The sequence below is a fragment of the Ulvibacterium sp. genome, assembly GCF_965228935.1.
GTDB lineage: Bacteria > Bacteroidota > Bacteroidia > Flavobacteriales > Flavobacteriaceae > Ulvibacterium.
On record NZ_OZ245846.1, the window covers coordinates 1,991,271 to 2,009,808 of the forward strand.

General features: G+C 40.8%; 16 protein-coding genes. 9 read left to right on the forward strand and 7 right to left on the reverse strand.

Annotated elements, in window-relative coordinates; translation table 11 throughout:
* The first annotated feature begins 118 nt into the window (after nucleotides 1-118).
* The 9 genes from ACO06Y_RS08340 to ACO06Y_RS08380 all read left to right on the forward strand — a co-directional run bounded on the left by ACO06Y_RS08340 (nucleotide 119) and on the right by ACO06Y_RS08380 (nucleotide 10,945).
* Complete coding sequence (locus ACO06Y_RS08340) at nucleotides 119-964, forward strand: LytR/AlgR family response regulator transcription factor (protein ID WP_422083383.1); 846 nt, start codon at nucleotides 119-121, stop codon at nucleotides 962-964.
* Nucleotides 965-1,203: 239 nt separating this feature from the next.
* Nucleotides 1,204-2,343 carry an alpha/beta fold hydrolase gene (locus ACO06Y_RS08345; RefSeq protein WP_422083384.1) on the forward strand — a complete coding sequence of 380 codons (1,140 nt, stop codon included), beginning with the start codon at nucleotides 1,204-1,206 and terminating at the stop codon, nucleotides 2,341-2,343.
* Between the two features lie 316 nt (nucleotides 2,344-2,659).
* Nucleotides 2,660-4,561, forward strand: coding sequence for a helix-turn-helix domain-containing protein (locus ACO06Y_RS08350; protein ID WP_422083385.1), 1,902 nt, complete (start codon nucleotides 2,660-2,662; stop codon nucleotides 4,559-4,561).
* A 166-nt stretch (nucleotides 4,562-4,727) separates the two neighbouring features.
* The gene (locus tag ACO06Y_RS08355; RefSeq protein WP_422083386.1) at nucleotides 4,728-6,329 is read left to right on the forward strand and encodes a hypothetical protein; all 1,602 of its coding nucleotides are present in this window, start codon (nucleotides 4,728-4,730) and stop codon (nucleotides 6,327-6,329) included.
* A 243-nt stretch (nucleotides 6,330-6,572) separates the two neighbouring features.
* On the forward strand, nucleotides 6,573-7,127 hold the full coding sequence (locus tag ACO06Y_RS08360) for an RNA polymerase sigma factor (RefSeq protein WP_422083387.1): 555 nt from the start codon (nucleotides 6,573-6,575) through the stop codon (nucleotides 7,125-7,127).
* 3 nt (nucleotides 7,128-7,130) lie between these two features.
* Entirely contained in the window at nucleotides 7,131-7,937 is an 807-nt protein-coding gene (locus ACO06Y_RS08365; protein WP_422083388.1) for a HEAT repeat domain-containing protein, read from the forward strand.
* Nucleotides 7,938-7,961: 24 nt separating this feature from the next.
* A complete protein-coding gene (locus ACO06Y_RS08370) occupies nucleotides 7,962-8,783 on the forward strand; it encodes a DUF4097 family beta strand repeat-containing protein (protein ID WP_422083389.1) in 822 nt (273 codons plus the stop codon).
* Nucleotides 8,784-8,839: 56 nt separating this feature from the next.
* Nucleotides 8,840-9,910 (forward strand): alpha/beta hydrolase family protein, encoded by a 1,071-nt coding sequence (locus ACO06Y_RS08375; RefSeq protein ID WP_422083390.1) that lies wholly within the window; start codon nucleotides 8,840-8,842, stop codon nucleotides 9,908-9,910.
* Nucleotides 9,911-9,946: 36 nt separating this feature from the next.
* Nucleotides 9,947-10,945, forward strand: a complete 999-nt coding sequence (locus tag ACO06Y_RS08380) for an alpha/beta fold hydrolase (protein WP_422083391.1) — start codon at nucleotides 9,947-9,949, stop codon at nucleotides 10,943-10,945.
* Nucleotides 10,946-11,056: 111 nt separating this feature from the next.
* On the opposite strand, the gene ACO06Y_RS08385 is transcribed toward ACO06Y_RS08380, so the two are convergent.
* The 7 genes from ACO06Y_RS08385 to ACO06Y_RS08415 form a co-directional block, all read right to left on the reverse strand.
* Nucleotides 11,057-12,031, reverse strand: coding sequence for a hypothetical protein (locus tag ACO06Y_RS08385; protein WP_422083392.1), 975 nt, complete (start codon nucleotides 12,029-12,031; stop codon nucleotides 11,057-11,059).
* Between the two features lie 247 nt (nucleotides 12,032-12,278).
* On the reverse strand, nucleotides 12,279-13,658 hold the full coding sequence (locus tag ACO06Y_RS08390) for an enolase C-terminal domain-like protein (protein ID WP_422083393.1): 1,380 nt from the start codon (nucleotides 13,656-13,658) through the stop codon (nucleotides 12,279-12,281).
* 594 nt (nucleotides 13,659-14,252) lie between these two features.
* Nucleotides 14,253-14,441 (reverse strand): hypothetical protein, encoded by a 189-nt coding sequence (locus ACO06Y_RS08395; RefSeq protein WP_422083394.1) that lies wholly within the window; start codon nucleotides 14,439-14,441, stop codon nucleotides 14,253-14,255.
* A 2-nt stretch (nucleotides 14,442-14,443) separates the two neighbouring features.
* On the reverse strand, nucleotides 14,444-15,679 hold the full coding sequence (gene larC, locus ACO06Y_RS08400; protein WP_422083395.1) for a nickel pincer cofactor biosynthesis protein LarC: 1,236 nt from the start codon (nucleotides 15,677-15,679) through the stop codon (nucleotides 14,444-14,446).
* Nucleotides 15,679-16,332 carry a nickel pincer cofactor biosynthesis protein LarB gene (gene larB, locus ACO06Y_RS08405; protein ID WP_422083396.1) on the reverse strand — a complete coding sequence of 218 codons (654 nt, stop codon included), beginning with the start codon at nucleotides 16,330-16,332 and terminating at the stop codon, nucleotides 15,679-15,681. Before larB ends, larC begins: the two co-directional genes overlap by 1 nt.
* A complete protein-coding gene (larE, locus tag ACO06Y_RS08410; RefSeq protein ID WP_422083397.1) occupies nucleotides 16,325-17,122 on the reverse strand; it encodes an ATP-dependent sacrificial sulfur transferase LarE in 798 nt (265 codons plus the stop codon). The genes larB and larE overlap by 8 nt, the downstream gene beginning before the upstream one ends.
* Nucleotides 17,123-17,131: 9 nt before the next feature.
* Nucleotides 17,132-18,154 carry an aldo/keto reductase gene (locus ACO06Y_RS08415; RefSeq protein WP_422083398.1) on the reverse strand — a complete coding sequence of 341 codons (1,023 nt, stop codon included), beginning with the start codon at nucleotides 18,152-18,154 and terminating at the stop codon, nucleotides 17,132-17,134.
* Nucleotides 18,155-18,538 lie beyond the last annotated feature (384 nt).

Below are 18,538 nucleotides of genomic sequence, written 5' to 3' on the forward strand. Positions count from 1 at the left end.
TTCTTGTAGTCCCAAATATCGATAGCCGTTGTGATGCAATTTTGCTTCTGGGCTATTAAATGAAAAGAGAAAAACAAAATATGATATCTGTAAAAGATAATTTCTTTTAAAACGTTCAATGGCCAATCTTTTGCAAAACCATAAACGAAGTTTTTATTTAAGTGGCGACCGCAAGAAATATTGGTATTCGGCATTTTTTTTGGGCTTCTTTGTCTCTATAATTTTAATCGGGCTTAGGCCGTACGAAAAAAACATAATAGATCATCCGCATATAACGCTTGTTAGAATTGGTGTTGGCTTCATCTGTACGGTAGTCTATATTATTGGTTATGAAATTTTACTAAAGTGGTTTAAAAACATAAAATTCAATTATGCAAAACTGATTCTTTTTGATGTTTTTCTTGCCATAATAAGTGTTGTGCTTATTTTTCTTTATGACCGTCTCATCGTTGTAAAGGATGGTTATGTTACCATAGGTTTCCTGTTGGAGTATATTTTAATAATAGCATTGCCTTTTTACCCCATTATTCTTTTTATTTTCCATTTTTTAAAAATGTCGGTGTTTCCTATTCAAATCTATCCGCCCATCGCTAAAGAAAATATATCAGAACAAGAAAATGTATTAAGCATTAAAGAAGATAATGGATTAGTTGGGTTTAGCGTAAAATTAAAACACCTTTTGTACATACAATCCCAAGATAATTATATTGAGATACATTATTTAAAAGAGGGTAATCATACCAAACATTTAATGCGAGGTACATTAAAGAAAATTCTAAAAGACTTTGCTTTTCTCCTAAGAGTACATCGATCTTTTGTAGTGAATCCATATAAGGTGGAGGGTCTAGTAGGGAACTCCAATAAAGCGACAATTTCTCTTAAAGATGTAGGTGTTTCAATTCCGGTTTCCAAATCGGTTTATGCTTCTGTCAAAAACTTCGTATCCACTAGTACCAAAATCTAGTTATTTCGCCACAAAATAGCCCGTTTTCTTTTTTGTAAATTAAACGCTTTGTAATTTATACGAGTTTGCAAGACGATATTGGTGTAAATTCTAAAGTTCAATTTATTGTATTTAATTCTTAGAATACCTAGCGTGTTTTTCGGTCAACATATCGATTGATGAAACCGTTTTGAATTTGTATGATATTCCAATTGTTTATGAAAATGCTATATGTTTTTAAACTATAATCCAAAGACCAAATGCGACATTTCTTTTTAAAATTCTCAATACTATTTTTTTCATCTATCCCAATGCACTCTCAAACCCAGGATACACTAGTAGACATTGGAGGTTATAAAATGCACTTTACTATAATGAGAGGGGTGGGAACTCCAATTCTTTTTGAAGCTGGAGCAGGTAATGATGGTTCGGTTTGGAACAATATTCTAGAAAAAATTCATAAAGTTACAGGTACAACATTAATTACTTATGACCGGTCTGGATTTGGAAAAAGTGAGTTAAATCCGAATCTAAAAAACGAATCGGATTTTGGAATAGTAAATGGCATTAAAGAATTGGAGATAGGTTTATCAAAGCTAGGTTTTGACAATGAAATTATACTGGTTCCCCATTCCTACGGAGGATTTTATACAACGCTTTATGCATCACGTCATCCTGACAAAGTAAAATACGTTGTACGTATTGATGCAAATTTGGTAGAGGTATATACTGACGACGTCCTGAAAATAATGGATCAAGAGGAAGCCCCGCCTAAAAGTCCTGAAACACTGGGTATCTATTATCTTGTAAAAAACTATCCAGAAACGGTCAAGGTATTGCGTAAAATCGATTTCCCGTCGAATGTTCCTGTAATAGATATGATTTCGCCAATTAATAGAGGTTATCCTGACGAGTATTGGGCATTAATAAAAAAAGCCCATAAAGATTTTGTCAATGCAGAATCAAATCGAGTTGAACTTATCGCCGAAGGAAGTGGTCATTATATATTTCATGATAATCCGGCACTGGTCATTAATGCAATTATTAAAGCGTACTCAAAAACATTGGATAAAGAGCAACAAAATGAGCTGTTACAAAAAGCTTTGGATAATGCCATGGCACTATCTATCGAAGCTAAGAAGAACAATCGTTCAGAACAAGATTTGAATGCATTGGGATATTCATTTTTGGGCAATGAAGAATTGGATAAGGCTTTGGAAGTTTTCAAAGTAACTACAATTTTGTTTCCGGATAGTTTTAATGCATATGATAGTTATGGCGAAGCTTTACTGAAATCAAATCGAAAAGCGGAAGCAATTGAAATGTATAAGAGATCGATTGAATTGAATCCAGAAAATGAAAACGGAAAGAAAATATTAATGCAATTAAAACAAGAATAACAATGTACACCATTGTTTAAATACAATTGCTGGGTAGAACTTATTTAAGAAAACCCTCGCAGAAGACTTCTATCGAATAATTTATCCGCGGACTAGAGTGCTTAAAACATCTAACCAATCTCAAATAATTACGTTGAGTCATCACTTTTTAATAATCCTGTAAAACGAACAATTTAAAGGACACGGCCGACTTTATAACTACTCTTAGAAATTGCCTTTTAGATAACTTGAAATAAGCTCCTAATAGTGCTATCTGTCTTTTGGCATTGAAATTTATTATCTTTAAGTATTCCCCTATACATCAATATTATTTAGAATGGCTTCTTCAGATTACAAAAGTCAAGATGAGGTTTTTGTAGAAAAGCTCGAGGGAATTGTGCTTGCCAATATTGGGAACGAAAATTTCAACGTTGAAGAGCTCGCTCGAACCTATGGAGCAAGCCGTTCACAACTCCATAGAAAACTGAAACGGATAAAAGGACAATCCGTGAGTCAATTTATCAGGGAAATCCGACTTGGGGAGGCCATGAAAATGTTGCGGAACGATGTTGCCTCAGTCTCCGAAATAGCCTTCAGAGTCGGTTTTAACAGTACATCTTACTTCAATACCTGTTTTCATGAACGCTATGGCTATCCCCCGGGAAAGGTAAAACATCAGACCACATTTAAAGCCGTGAACAAATTTTCTGTCGCAAGTGCAGCAGAACAATCAATTGACTCGCACAAAAGGAAAACGTTTTTTAAAAACCCATGGATTATTTCCGTTGCATCAATAAGCTTTCTTTTAGTCGCCTTTTTTACAATCAAAGCATTTACATCAAAAGAAGAAAATATTACGCAGGCATCCATAGCGGTTCTTCCCTTGGATCATTTATCGGAGGATACCAGTAAAGAATTTTTGACTGCCGGTATACACGATGCATTGATCGGGGAACTTGGGACTATAAAGGGCTTACGGGTAATTTCCAGGATTTCCACACTTCAGTTCAAAGACAAGGAATTGCCAATCCGGGATATTGCAAAGCAACTTGGAGCAGATCATTTGGTTGAAGGCTCATTGATATATAAGGGGGACAGTATACGAATGCAACTGCAATTGATCGATGTTTTCCCTGAAGAAAAACACATTTGGGCCAAGGATTACCATAACAGTGTAAATGATATTCTATCGGTACAAAATACGGCGATACAAGATATTGCCAACTCAATAGAAGTTACTCTTGGCGAGGAGAAGAAGGAACGATTTCAGTTACAGCAAAAGACAAACCCAGAAACCTATAAAGCGTACCTAAGGGGAATGTATTACCTCACGAAATCCAATGCGGAGGATTTCCAAAAGGGATTGGATTATTTGCACCAGGCGGTCGAGATAGACCCGGCGGATCCGCTCGCTTATGCCGGTTTGGCCGAGGGATACGCCCTTTTGGGCCATGGCCCCGACCCTATGAACGCCCCTTGGAGAAGAGGAAAAGCAGCCGCTTTGAAAGCATTGGACTTGGATCCCAGATCTGCCAAAGCCCATTCTGCACTTGCAATGATTCAACTCTATTACGAACGGGATTGGAAAGCTGCGGAACAGTCATTCGCAATTGCGGAAAAATTGAATCCAAACCTTCCGTATAATCATTACCATTACTCATGGTATCTCATTCTTTTGGGGAAATGGGAGGAAGCCGTTAAGGAACATCAATTGGCCAAACAACTAGATCCATTGGCGCCATTGATAACTTCAGATATGGGCCTACTCCATCTTTGGATGGGGAATCACAAAAAAGCAATGGAAGAAGTAAAGGAAGCCCTTGAAATTGATAAGGAATACGCACCTGCTTGGAGAACTCTGGGTGACATCTACATTGAAAAGGGAATGCCCCAGGAGGGAATTAGCGCGATAAAAAAGTCTATTGAAATTAATCCTGCAGCTTTATATGACTTGGGAGTCGCTTATGCGAAAATTGGAAATAAAGATAAAGCCCTAGAAATTGCTTCTGAATTGCGGAAGGGCGCAGTTAGCTCTAGGGAAGCTTTTGGCCTAACTCTTATATATGCCCATCTCGGTGATTTTGACGAGGCCTTTAAATGGTTATCCAAAAAACCTTTGGATGTTTTCGCTCCCTGGCTCAGGGTTTGGAACGGCCCAGAGGATTTCAGAAAGGAACCCAGGTTCAAACAGTTTTTAAAAGAACTAGATCTTCCTCCATTGGAGCCTTCTGCAACATAATCTAAAAAATTCAACATAGTCGAAACCAAAATTTGAATGAATCACTACATAATTAAAACTGGTTTCGCGGACTTTTCCAGACCTTTGTTACAAGCGTTCGCTAATTGATTGGCCAATCTTTCTCTATTTTCTAATCGGGTCATATTGACCCTAAAATCAGGTAATTATGAAAACTAAAGAATTGTTTTCCTGGAAATTTGCGCCCCTGTTTTTGGCCGTAGTGGCCCCAATCATGACAATTGGATGTAATGATAATGATGATCAAGATTACATTACTATCGATTCTGAAACCCAAGATGGTGAATGGGTAAGCTTCATTGAAGACCTCTCTTTTGAATCCCTTATCTTAACAGAAAACCAAGAGGATTTAAATGAGGCATTGCAACAGGCTGCCGAAGGTGATTTGATATTTTTTGAAGATAACGATACCCAAAAAACACAAAATCCAAAAAATTCAAAAGGTTCTTTTTATACCTTAGTCGGTTTTGATGGCGAACAGATTGTAATCAGTAACAAAACAACCTCAAGCGTCCCTTCAAACGCGAGTAAAGGTGAAAAAACCAATAAAAGCAATAGAAGTTGCCGAATTTTAGAAATTACAAGATCCTCTCTTTCCGCGGATATCGCCCATTATCGGATTATGGTACGTATGGGCAAGGGACCTTATGATGTGGTGCGTATCCATAGAGTAGTAAGGGAATCCCGAAAGTATAGACCCATTAGAACCGAAGGGAACGTATTTATGATACATGGTTCATCACAGGATTTTGATGATATTTTTCTGCGCCCGGGAATAGAAAATCCAGATGCCTACAATTCCTCTCCCTTTTATCTGGCTTCAAACAATATCGATGTCTGGGGTATTGACCTGGGCTGGACTTTGGTGCCTCTAGAAACCGAGGATTTTTCTTTCTTCCAGAGTTGGGGAAATTCAAAGGATACGAGACATGTATTAAAGTCTATGGCCATTGCCAGATTGATCCGAGGATTGACACGACAAGGGTTTGGACGAATGAACTTATTAGGTTTTAGTTACGGTGCGGCATTAACGTATGATGCAGCAATAAAGGAAACACGACAGCATCGGATTTTGAGGGATATAAAAGGTATGATCCCAACGGACTTTGTAATGGTTCATGAGCAAAACGATAGCCCATTTGCTGCGGGATCTTGCTCCTTATCGAAAACGTCCGAAGCGGCACATGCAAATGGAGAGTATCAAAATGCCAATGGTGTCGGTTTTGTCACCGTGGGTCAAGCTGCTCTTGATAACCCCGAAGGAGATTCACCATTTGCACCTGGTTTGAGCAATTATCAATTTGCTTTGGCAGCAGCAGGAGGACCTCAACCCAATGGCCCGGATTGGCATTTTCTGGGAGGTCAGTTTGACGGACAAATACCCACTGGATTAGCATACACTGAAGAAGAGCGATGGTTTAACCTGTTGATATCCTTAGCCCCATACATGCCCACTTATATCACTGCGGAAGGCTTCTCAATTTTTTGCCCGGAAAATCGGGAAAGTATCGTAGCGGATTTGAAGCGGATAAATATTCCCATTTTATACCTCGGCGCCGCTGGGGGTTATGGTCAGGACGGTGTTTTCTCCACTACGCTCGCAGGTAGCTCCGATGTGAGTGTTGAGATTGTCACCAAATTACCCAACGGGCCTCGAATATTGGATTATGGCCATGCAGACCTTTTTATGGCCGACGATGCCTCGGAACTGGTATGGAGACCCTTAAGGGATTGGTTGGCTAGTCATTGATATTTAAGATACTTAATAAAAAACCTCCATTAAATGGAGGCTTTTTATTGGCCCCAAATATTGAGCAAAAATCCTGTTTCGAAAAACGAACCTTTTTCGGTATTGCGTCTTTCATTCCACCTCCGTTCCTTTATCCGGCCATTTTAGGGAACCGTAATTCTTTCTTGTAAATAATATTCAAATTTCTGTAACACTTTCGAAAAAAGCATGTTTATCTTAATATAGGCCTTAAACTGCAAGCAATTGGAATCCTTCACCGACCATGACCTAATGTTAAAAGTGAAATCCGGAGATTTGGACAAGTTGGCCCTGATATATGAAAGGAATTGGAAACGGTTGTTCGGTTTTTTCTTCAAAATGTGCGGAAGCAGGACAGTAAGCGAGGATCTCGTACAAAACGTATTCATAAAGATCATAAAGTACAAGCACACCTATCGTAGTGAAGGTTCCTTTGATTCCTGGATATTTGGTCTATCAAGAAATCTGTTCTACGATTACTACAACAAAAATGTCAAAGAAAATAATGTGGATGCACTTTCCCCTTCTGAGAATGAGCTACATGACCCGAACGATTCTACCGGCAAATGGGAGGACAGTGATAATTCGGTCCTTCTTTGGTCGGCCCTGCATAGACTAAGCCCGGAAAAACGGGAGATATTGATATTGAGTGTTTACAAGGGTTTGAAATTCAGGGAAGTCGCGGGAATTTTAAGGTGCAGCGAAGGCACTGCAAGGGTCAGGGCCTTCAGGGCACTGAATGATCTCAGGAAATTTTTTTTACAATCGGAAACAAGTTGAACCATGGACAGGGAAACGTTTGAGCAAAATGTGATCAGGTATCTTTTATCTGAACTAGAACCCGAGAAGAAAACCAAGTTTGAGGATTTTCTTAGTAAGAACAGGAAATACGGACAACTTTTCGATGAACTGCAAAAGATGTGGAACGGTGTCTCCGATATAGAAGTACCACAGCCATCCGATGAGATGCAGAGACGTTTTTATCACATGCTTCAGACCGAAAAGGAAACAAAGGAGTTTCCTTGGAATCATGTTATTAAGGAAATCAAAGGGCAAGTGAGCAAATTTTTCCTGTTCAAGCGAAAGGTTCCCCTGGCTTATGGAATAATGATTTTGGGCCTTGGAATGGTTTTAGGGTATCTGTTCAATAACCTCAAAACCAATAATGAGGAGGTAATGGTAAATTCGGGAATCGAAGAGATTCGCGAAAAACTTGTACTGACCCTATTGAAGCAGCCTTCCGCCGTCAAAAGGTTAGAGGCGGTCAATGAGGCGTCCAGAATGCAAAATGCCAACCACAAGGTGATCGAGGCTCTTTTTATAACGCTGGAAAACGATCCGAATATCAATGTAAGACTGGCATCGGTGGAGTCCCTATCGAGATATGCCAGTAATCCAGAGGTTAGGGAAGGGCTCGTAAGATCGATTGCAGAACAAGAATCCCCGATGCTGCAAATCGTACTTGCCAAATTGATGGTAAAGTTACAGGAGAAAGAATCGATAGAGCCGATAGAGCGTCTACTGGAACGGGACGATGTTGACGATAAGGTGAAACAAAAACTTCGGGAATCCATAAACCTAATTATATAGATCTGTGATTCGTAAGATAAGAGTATGAATTTTCTTTCGACATTTCTTTCTTTTAAAAAAGACACCCTTAAGCTGATGCTCGCTACCAGCTTCGTGCTCCTCATATCGGGTGTTCATTCCCAAGAACCGGAAAATGACTTACAGGTGGTTGCCCTTACCAATCCTGAAAAGTCCGGAATATTGGAAATGCAAGTGTACGATGGCCATATCAATATAGTCGGACATGAAGGAAAAAATGTCCTGATAGAGATAAAGAAGGGATTCGAAATGTTACCCGATTCTTCTAAGGCCCCTTACAAAGACAAACCGAAAAACGCAATAAAACTAAATGTAGAAGAACACAACAACAGGGTGGTCATCGCCTCAAAGAACGATAAGGATATGCGCTACATAATCAAAGTCCCCAAGAAATTCGACCTTGACCTAAATGCTCGAAGTGGGGATATCACTGTGGAGAACGTAATGGGCGAGATGGTGGTAAGTAATAAGAATGGGGCCGTTTCCCTTTTAAATGTTAGAGGTACCGTAGTAGCCGATGCACTGAACAAAGATATCACAGTGGATTTCTTATCGGTCACGGAAAACGCGGACATGGCCTTTACAAGTCTCAATGGAGATTTAAACATCTCCTTCCCCAAAAACATCAAGGCTGATATATTAGCACTATCGGAAGAAGGACAGACGCATATCGGCCTTGATGTTGATAGTAAAGATGTGAACGAAAAAATGGTTACGAATGAAGACAAGAATGGGGAATCGATTATTGGAACCATCAACGGTGGAGGGGGAAAGTTCGTTTTCAGGACCGTTTATGGAAATATACGTATCGAGACAAACCAAAGATGATAATGGTCATTGCCGAAACAAAAGATATATACAATATGGAAATACAAAGAAGGAAAATGATTCCAAGATTTTTCATCCTCTTTATGATCTGTTCGCCCATACTATGTCTTGGCCAAATGGTGACCAAGGACTTTAAATTCAAATTTGAGAACAGGCAATATAGCGGTATTCTCGATTTGCCTGAAAATCGTAGGGCAATCTCGCTGGTCGTTTTGGTCCCTGGCAGTGGCCGAACGAATATTGTTGAAGAAAACTGGAACCATGAATTGCGCAAAAGGTTAACGGAAATGGGGATAGCTTGTTACTCTTATGACAAGGCGGGATGTGGAATGAGCGAGGGCGAGTTTGATTATAACCAATCGGTAGAAAACAGTAGTAAGGAAGTCTTGGCAGCCATCCAAGGATTGCGGGAGGCAAAAATACCCGGTTCCAACAACTTGGGCCTATGGGGAATAAGCAGGGGTGGATGGATATGTCCCTTGGCGATAGAACAAGATACTTCTATAGCCTTCTGGATCTCGGTAAGCGGCCCCAACCATTTAGAAAATATGGTGCACTTGCTCAAAACCAATTGGTTAATCGAGGGAAGATCGAAAGAAGATACGGAAATGCTCGCAGAGGAATGGCTCGAAGGTTATCGTATCGCATTTGAGAACGGTTCGTTCGAAGCATTTCTTGAAGCAAGGGAAAATTTTAACAAAGACCCTTTTGTTCAATTTCTTAACGGTGGCAAGGCCCCTACGGAAGAAGGTTTCAATGATTTCAGAGAGTATCTTTCGGAAAGCAACATTGAATTGGATCCGGGAACGGGCCTAGGCATTGTATTGCCAGAATTTGACACGTTGCTGAAAAAGATAGAATGCCCGGTCTTGGCCATTTGGGGGAAGAAGGATTCACAAGTGGACTGGAAGGCCTCAAAAGGACTTTATTGGGAAACAATCGGTGCAACGGGAAAACTGACTACCAAAACCTTTGCGGACTGCAACCACCTTATGCAGACTTGTGAAGACTGTGGAATGAAGGAATCCTACGAGGACTTGGTGGCTAAAGGCTTGGGGCAACCTTGCGAGGGCTATTATGAAGCTATAGAGACCTGGCTTTTAGAAAATGGTTTTGGGGATAATTAATCGAATTCAATAATATCAGGAAAATTATATCTACGTATGAAAACAAAGGGTGGTAAATTTATAATATTCTCAATTCTTCTACTTTTCATTTTAGCTGCCCAAGGTCAATCCGATAAGAATAGTAACTACCATCCGGAACCGATTCCGTCCTTGGTAAATTGGTTTCTCTCGACCGGTAAATGGGATACCGATCCTCAGATTTTTGTGACGGAATATGGAAAGGGCAAGGATACCGTGGTGATGTTGCATGGCGGTTGGGGAGCCGAGCACAGCGGAATGATTAGTGCGGTAAAGGGTTTGGATAAAAAATACTGTTTCATTTTTTACGATCAAAGGGGGTCGTTGCGCTCTCCTTTCCCAGACTCCTTGATAACCTTTCAAACCCATGTAGATGATCTCGAAAGGCTTAGAAGGGAACTGAAATTGGACAGAATGACAATTGTCGGACACTCGATGGGTGCCGTTCTGGCAAGTGCCTATGCCTCCACCTATCCTGACCGTATTAAAAAATTGGTATTATTGGCCCCTGCCTTTTTAAAACAACCATTTCCAGAAGAGGATCAGCAAATCAAACACCAAGGATATTTAAAATCGATGGAATTCCGGAACCGACCGGAAGTTCTCTGGGAATTGGAAAAATATGGTCTTAACAGAAAAAGCCAGCCATTATCCTCAAAGGAAATGACGGCAAAGTCCCGTATTGATTTTGCAGGCCTAATGCTTTATGACGTTCTTAAATGGAATCAACTTGACAATGGTAAGGGCCTATATAAAAGTGAAGTGTACAAGCTGACCGAGTCGACATACCCTGAAGAAGGATGGAATTACTATCAAGTCTTTGGTAAAAGCAGATATCCCATATATGTAATGGTTGGCAGTCATGACTGGCTTGATTTTGGCGGCGCAATTACCAAACGTTGGATAAAGGAGGTTCCTAGGATCCAAATGACGCTTATTCCAAATGCAGGCCACTTGTTGTGGATAGACGCTCCAGTCAAATTTCAAAGTGCTTTAAACTCTTATTTAAATGACTAGAGGATTAAGGTTCGAGGTTCCTAAAACGAACGATTTGTAAGACTCGGATCATTAGAAAGGCCAATCGCGACGTAGTATGTATTTGATATCTTCAAAACAGGTCTATTAGTTTTAAAGTTGGTAAAAGTCATATTTGATCGTCCAATTTGCCGTAGCTCCGGGTGCAATGTCAAGGTCAATATAGGGCTCTGGACAAACCGTTTTCTGCGCTGACCAAAAGACCAAGCGAGATATTGGTCTGTCACACGTAATTTTCACACCTGCCCCTGAACGTTTATTCTCTATCCAGATTTCATATCCGTTGGTATTGTTATTATCGAAACCGTTAATTTCTCCGATATAGACATGGTCTTTTTTGCCTAGTTTTTTGATGAATACAATTTCGTCATCCTCTATTTTTACGAATTTTCCAACCCCATTTATCTTTCCTTTGCCGACAATTTTGAATGGAAACCGCACTACATAACCAGGGCCAACATTTTGGCTATCCAGAAAGAAAAAATTATGGTTATACACCTCGGTTTCAATCCTATTGTCCCCGTTATTGGTAAGGCTATGTGTTATTGTCATTTCGGATGTATTGGGAGATAAACGGATCACTTTTTGGTACTCATAGGAATAGGGTCGGTCATTTAGTATATGTTTGAAAGAAATCTGGTTCGCGAGATGCTCTACTTTCCATTCCCCTGCGTTTTGAATGTCATACGTCTTGAAATTAGAATACTTGGGCTCCTCTGGTTTGCGAAGTGTACCCACACCGATTTTGAGAAAACTGCCTCCAATTTTCGTTTTGTCATACCCGACAGGTCCAAATTCCTCTACCGGGCCCATTACGGACTCGTGAACTTTTGGGTCATAAGTTTTGAACCATTTTCCAAAATAGGAGTGTCCTCCATGTTCCAGCACAGGCATTACTCCAGACCAATCAAAACGGGTGCCGCGATAGTATCCCTTGTGTTCGTCGGGCAAGTATATTGTCGCCTTGATCAAGCCATTTGAGATTTGGGCTTGAGGAATCTCTTGACTGACACTGCCTAAGAAAAACAGATAAAACATGGAACTTAGCCAATTCTTTAAATTCTCCATTTCAGTATTTTTAATTATGCTATTCGAACAATAAAAAAGCAGCATAGGGGGCCATTTACGGATTCTTTATGCCAGAACCCTGGATAATGTTTCTCGAATACAATGCCAAGGTTGGAAGAGGGTCGGCCAAAATCTCGAACACCCTTATCCTGATTCGCCGAAAGCCTATAGGTGAATTCGAAAACCTACTTTCCCGGTCTGCTTTGAAAAATTCAATTTACATCTGCGTTGTTGGTTTTGGATTATACTACGGTCGAATCGGTGTGCCATCCTCTCCACGAAGTTGGGTCCAATTGTAATTGTAGACGACCGGAGGATATTTTTTGGCCAACTTCTCGTTGATGTCGATGCCTAATCCAGGTTTTTCAATTACGGACATATAACCGTTCGTTACAGTGGGCATTCCAGGAAATACCTCGAGCACTTTATCCTCTGGAGTTCTGATAACCCTAGCAGCCTCTTGAACACCAAAATTCCAAATGGCATAATCGATATGTGCGTTGGCAGCATGCCCAACAGGCGAAGTATCACCGGGACCATGCCATGCAGTCCTTACATTGAACCATTCTCCCAATCTTGCCACTTTCATGGCCGGGGTGATTCCCCCGATCTGTGAAATATGTATTCTTATGTAATCGTATTGTCTGTTTTTCATAGGCTCTAGCCACTCATGTGGGTTGTTCAATAATTCGCCCATGGCAATAGGCACAGTTGTATGTTCCCTTAACATATCGAACCAGCCCATGTTCTCGGGCGAGAACGGGTCTTCTATAAAAAAAGGTCTGTATTCCTCCACTTTTTTTATCATATCGATGGCATCCATGGGCTGAAGGCGTTCGTGCATATCATGAAGTAACTCTATATCATCGCCAAACTTTTCACGAACCTTTTTGAACATTTCAACCGTTCCCCGTTTGTATGCCTGCGGATCAATGGTCTGGTCACCCTGACTTCCGAACCCAGCTCTTTTCCAATCGGGATCGGTTGCCAAGTGTGTAGATCCATAACCGCCCAATTGGATGCGGATATTTCTAAACCCTTCCTCCTTGTACTTGGCTACACTATCAATGACCTCACTTATCGATTTACCCGAGGCATGGGTATAGGTGTCAATGGCAAACCGAACTTTTCCGCCTAAAAGGTCATATACCGGCATTCCCGCCATCTTACCTTTAATGTCCCAGAGTGCCTGATCAAGACCACTTAAGGCATTGTTCAAAATAGGTCCATTTCGCCAATAGGAACTCTGATAGGCAGTTTGCCACATATCCTCAATATTGGAAACATTTTTGCCCTTACAAAAAGGGTCAAGGTATTCTTCGATGGCCGAAACAACGGTGTGCGCCCTTTGGGTGAATGTTGCGCAGCCCAGTCCGTAGAGACCATCTTGATCGGTCTCCACTTTTACAATAACCAGATTGGTACCGTAAGGCGCTGTAATAATGGCCCGTACTTTGGTAATTTTGACTTGCACCCCTACAGCGTAAGACGGGGTGGGAGCATGGGATTTGGGGGTAGACGCCCTGGTATCGGAACTTCCAAAAAAACCTAGAATTCCTGCTGTAGAGCCAAGACCTAGCGTTTTAAGTGCATTTCTACGGTTTACTTGATTTTCTAAATCTTTCATAATTACTATTTAAGTTGTTGTTCTATACATGGCTTATTCTTAATTTTTGGTAATCTCTTTCCAAATGATTCGTTTAAAGTGTTCGATTGGTTCGGTCGAGATAGTTTTTCATAGACAACTAGCCCATTCCCGTTTTTATAAAAGTCAAATAAAGTGTCTCTAGACCAGATAATTGTTTCTCCTCGTACATTGAAAGAGATTTTGACCAACATCGGCCCGTTCCTATAATTCGAAATTAGTCGCAGTTTCTAGGATTGGTATCTTGACTTACCGTTTGAATATGGGACAATCGATTTAAATGCGTAATTACCGCTATGTTGATTTTAACCCTTGGAAACAAAAAGAAATTCCTGAACAAAGATTTCGTGTTTTACCCTGTTCGGAATTGTCCAGAAAGACGGTCTCCCTCTCCCAAGTAGAGATAGATCGAAACCCTTAGCCGAAAGGGGCGAACCTTTAGATTTTTTTAGGCTTAGATCAATAGCGTAATCAAAGATTTTCACATGTCGGGAAATGAGGTGCAATGCAGAATGGGCGGCATCACCAATTGCCCTATTGAGGTTCAACCAAGAAATTTATACTTCATCTTATGGTCTATTCCAATCCTTTTTTTCCCTTTTTTCGGTAATAGAAGGAACCTAGGGCGACAATCGTAATCAAAGGCAGTAGTACCCAGGCCAATTCGCCAAGCAAGGAATCATGCGAATGACCTTCCGTACCGGGGTGGGCGCTTATAAGCTGTGCGGATAGTACCAAAACCAAAATTGAAAATACTTTTTTCATTTTTAAGAATTTAAAGGGTTAATATTTATTTTGTTCAAAACCTGAAACGGCGTCTGGTCATTTGTGGCAGCCAAATTCTTGATATCGTCATATTCGGGTTTTACTTTTATAGTATCGGTTGGAGTGCGTACCTCCTTTACGTGAATTTCTCCCAAAGGGGTAGCTTTTGGATGCCTTTTTCTTGGCAGCTCAATTCTGTCTATACTATAATAGCGTAGGCCAATGGTAGTGGTGTTGTCAAAAAGGTAATTGGATACTTCCGTTAATGAACCAACCGGGAGAATAACACGAAGTAAAAAACCGAATCGTCCTTTTTTCATTAACTGCTGTGACATGCCGAAATCCACTGCTCCGGCATCCAAAAGGCCTTGCTGAAAATCCGTTCCAAGGTATTCCGGCGTCATATCGTCTATGGAAGTCTCTAGCTGGATGTAGGAATCTTTGCTATCGGAATCGTTTTCCCCGATTAGGGAAATTCGTACCACGTTGGGATTGTCAAAATTCTTCTTTCCAGGGCCATAGGCCGTTTTTTGTGCGACATAGGTCGTGCTTTCGAAATCGGGATCGAGGTACCTCAAAATTGCCGCCCCAGTTGGTGTTACCTTTTCCCCTTCTTCATTACCGGGGTAAATTTGCATTCCGTAAAGTAGTTCAGCGGTTGCGGGCGCTGGAATCGGCAGCATGCCATGTTGGGTTTTTACCATACCAAAACCTGTGCAGACCGGGGTGCAAAAAACCTTGGAAATTTTAAGCCTATCGATCATAATGGCATTTCCGACAATATCGATAATCGAATCCACACCACTTATTTCGTGAAAGTGAATGGTTTCAAGCGACATCTTATGGATCTTGGATTCCGCTTTGCCAATCAACAAAAAAATCTCGTGGGCAATCTTTTTCGCACCCTCGCTTATGTGTGCATGATCTATCAGCTTCTGTATATCCGAAAGATGCCGATGTGCACCATGATGATGACTATGACCATGGTCATGTGAGTGTCCATGATCATGCGCTTTTGAATCATTTGGGTCATCATTCAAGTTTATATCCAGTACCTCTACATACTTGCAATTAATACCGTTTTTATCAACTTCCTTGATTTCGATTTTTGCGTCCGGCAAATGCAACTTTTTCGGCAAGTCTATCAGCGACTGATAATCATCAAGCAACTCGCAAAAGGCGCTCAGGAACATATTACCTGATAAACCGGAAAAGGCCTCTATATAGATAGCACTCATTATTTCTTAAGATTTAGCATTCTAAGGGCACTCATGGCAGCACCATACCCGTTATCTATGTTGACTACCGAAATTCCGTTTGCACAACTTGTCAACATAGCATGTAACGCTGTTTTCCCATTTTTGGCCGTGCCGTACCCTACCGATGTCGGTACGGCAATTATAGGCTGGGGCAACAAACCGCCAATGACAGTAGGCAGGGCTGCCTCGAATCCTGCTACTACAATCAAAATATCGTAGGTACGCAAGTCTTCAATTCTATCAAGCAAACGATGTAGGCCGGCAACGCCAACATCCTGGATCATTTCCGCACCAATTCCCATATAGGTCAAAGTGTAATAGGCTTCATTCGCCACGCCTACATCGGAACTTCCTGCTGAAATGATGCCTACACGTTTTACTCCATTATTTCCCTCTAAAGGGTTTAGCATGAAGATTCCGGATTCTTTATCGAAAAAGGCCGAATCATGTTTCTTCAATAATGCTTTTGCCTTTTTATTCTGCACCCTTGTGATGAGCACATTCTGGTTTCTATCCACATACTCAGCCAACAGATCTAATAATAGGCCGATACTTTTGGATTCGCCGTATATAACCTCGTCAAAGCCCAGTCGCTGCCTTCTGTCATAATCGATGATAAAGGGTCTATTCATTCAGGACACGATTTAACTTTCCAGAGACGAATCCTTCCGTGTCCAATTTTACCTTTAGAAAGCCTAGCTCCCTAATTTCTTGTGAAATTTCTTCGAATCGACTTTCCAAAGAAGGTATTTCATCGGACGGAACTTCTACCGAAGCTTCATCGCCCCTATGTCTAACCCGAACACGATCGAAACCAAAATCATTAAGGATATACTCGGCCTGTTCAATTTGCCGAAGTTTGGTAGTGTTCACCTGTGTCCCATAGGGAATTCTTGAACTTAGGCAGGGACTTGGGGGCTTAAAAGCTGTCTCAAGCCCTAATTTGGAAGCCATTTCTATAACTTCCTTTTTACTAATTTGAAGTTCGGCAAGCGGAGATCTAATCCCATATTTTTCAGCTGCTTGGAGGCCAGGTCGGTAATCTCCCAAATCGTCAAGATTGGTCCCGTTCAAAATAGTGTACCCGGGATATCTATCTTGGATGATTTCCACCATCGCTCCATACAAGTGATTCTTACAGAAAAAGCATCGATTTGCAGGATTAGAGGTATAATTTGAATCCTTTAACTCTTCGGTCTTGATCACTTCCAGCTTTATGTTGTGAGTTTTACAGAAAATTTGGGCCACTTCAAAATCCTTGGATTTCAAACTTTCCGAATTTGAAATCAAACCTATTCCATTTTCCCCCAGAACCCTATGGGAAACATAAAGGACCAACGAAGAATCCACTCCGCCGGAAAATGCGGTCACCGTTCCCTTATGATTTTCAAACCATTTTTTTAACGACTCCAATTTTTTCATAGGGGCGGACTAGGCAAAGACTCTTTTGTAATTTTCAACGATAAGACCGGCATAGGGCTTTGCATAATTGACCAGCCTATCCATATCCTCAACCGATAGTTTCTTGAAATCCTTCAAGACCTTTATGTTTTCTTCAAGCTCATAGTTAAATCTACACCCGCTACATAGGCTTGATACGGGTAATGAATACACATATTGATGTAGATTTGCATGTGTGAGTTCGGTTTTTGCTACAACATCCGGAATGTCCTTTGTTCTGATGTCCTGGGGTGTTGTGTCGATTCTTCCTCCCATCATACTACCTCCAGCCATGGTTTTCATGGCAATTACCCCATATCCCTTCTCGTTCAAGACCGGCAAGACTTCATGTTGAAATGATTCAAAAGAAGGGTCGCAAACGTTCAACGGCATTTGACACGTGTCAAACTCAATGCCCAATTCGTCAAGTTTGTTAAGGAAATACAAGTGTGTTTTTGGATTTTGATGGCCGGTAAACCCTAGGTAACGCGTCTTTCCCTTTTCCTTTGCCTCCAAGAAAACATCGAGAACGCCATCGCGAAGGCGATTATCCACATCTTGTGGCGTAGTAAAGGTATGTATTTGCCAAAGATCCAAATAATCCGTTTTTAATGCTTTTAGGGACTCATCCAATTGCCGTTGTACCCCCTTGCCCGTTCTAGCCGGGGCCTTTGACATTAGAAAGATCTGGTCTCTATATTTAGGGGTAAGGAATTTCCCCATGTATTCCTCGGAACGTCCATTATTATAACGTCTCGCGTTGTCGAAAAAGCGCACACCCAGTTCCATGGAACGCTCTACCATCCTTTCTGCCTCCTTTGGATCTTCCGTAAGCCCCAAATGATAGCCGCCCAAACAAAAGGCGGTTACTTTTTCCCCATTTCGTATTAATTGTCTTTGGGGCAGGGTTTCGCCCAATTTGTCATAAGTTGGCATTGCGGAGGCCCAATCGGCAACTAAACTAAATGCCGCTGCAGAAGCAGATTTCTTGAGAAAGTTTCTACGGTTTTCCATAGCTATGATTCGATTTTAAATTGTGTTTCACTTCGGCCAAAAAATTCAACTGTAATACTATATCCAATTTAGGTAGTACTAAAGATAAGGGTAAAACAAAAAGGGTGATATGAATAATTGATTAATAACCAGTTAAATTTTTTTGCTATTCAACCTAATAATGAAAAATAAGGAAAAATTTGCTCATTTTGACCAAACTCGAAATCATTTTAGAGCTACGACTTTGTTTTTGTCCCGAAACGTCCCTAGATTCTTCCATATGGTTTATAATTCGTATTTGCTGATATCACATTGTATTACAAAAGGGCCCTGATGCCGGTGATAAAACCGCCAATACCCTCCAAGTATAAAGGAACAAATACCAACCGAGAATTCCAGGATCGT

Bases quoted from the DNA above. Each gene is read 5' to 3' on its own strand.
- larE (WP_422083397.1), bottom strand. From the start codon at position 17,122: ATGAAAAAATTGGAGTCGTTAAAAAAATGGTTTGAAAATCATAAGGGA.
- ACO06Y_RS08395 (WP_422083394.1), bottom strand. From the start codon at position 14,441: ATGAAAAAAGTATTTTCAATTTTGGTTTTGGTACTATCCGCACAGCTT.
- ACO06Y_RS08380 (WP_422083391.1), top strand. From the start codon at position 9,947: ATGAAAACAAAGGGTGGTAAATTTATAATATTCTCAATTCTTCTACTT.
- ACO06Y_RS08365 (WP_422083388.1), top strand. From the start codon at position 7,131: ATGGACAGGGAAACGTTTGAGCAAAATGTGATCAGGTATCTTTTATCT.
- larC (WP_422083395.1), bottom strand. From the start codon at position 15,679: ATGAGTGCTATCTATATAGAGGCCTTTTCCGGTTTATCAGGTAATATG.
- ACO06Y_RS08345 (WP_422083384.1), top strand. From the start codon at position 1,204: ATGCGACATTTCTTTTTAAAATTCTCAATACTATTTTTTTCATCTATC.
- ACO06Y_RS08350 (WP_422083385.1), top strand. From the start codon at position 2,660: ATGGCTTCTTCAGATTACAAAAGTCAAGATGAGGTTTTTGTAGAAAAG.
- ACO06Y_RS08390 (WP_422083393.1), bottom strand. From the start codon at position 13,658: ATGAAAGATTTAGAAAATCAAGTAAACCGTAGAAATGCACTTAAAACG.
- ACO06Y_RS08340 (WP_422083383.1), top strand. From the start codon at position 119: ATGGCCAATCTTTTGCAAAACCATAAACGAAGTTTTTATTTAAGTGGC.
- ACO06Y_RS08385 (WP_422083392.1), bottom strand. From the start codon at position 12,031: ATGGAGAATTTAAAGAATTGGCTAAGTTCCATGTTTTATCTGTTTTTC.
- larB (WP_422083396.1), bottom strand. From the start codon at position 16,332: ATGAATAGACCCTTTATCATCGATTATGACAGAAGGCAGCGACTGGGC.
- ACO06Y_RS08415 (WP_422083398.1), bottom strand. From the start codon at position 18,154: ATGGAAAACCGTAGAAACTTTCTCAAGAAATCTGCTTCTGCAGCGGCA.
- ACO06Y_RS08355 (WP_422083386.1), top strand. From the start codon at position 4,728: ATGAAAACTAAAGAATTGTTTTCCTGGAAATTTGCGCCCCTGTTTTTG.
- ACO06Y_RS08375 (WP_422083390.1), top strand. From the start codon at position 8,840: ATGATTCCAAGATTTTTCATCCTCTTTATGATCTGTTCGCCCATACTA.
- ACO06Y_RS08370 (WP_422083389.1), top strand. From the start codon at position 7,962: ATGAATTTTCTTTCGACATTTCTTTCTTTTAAAAAAGACACCCTTAAG.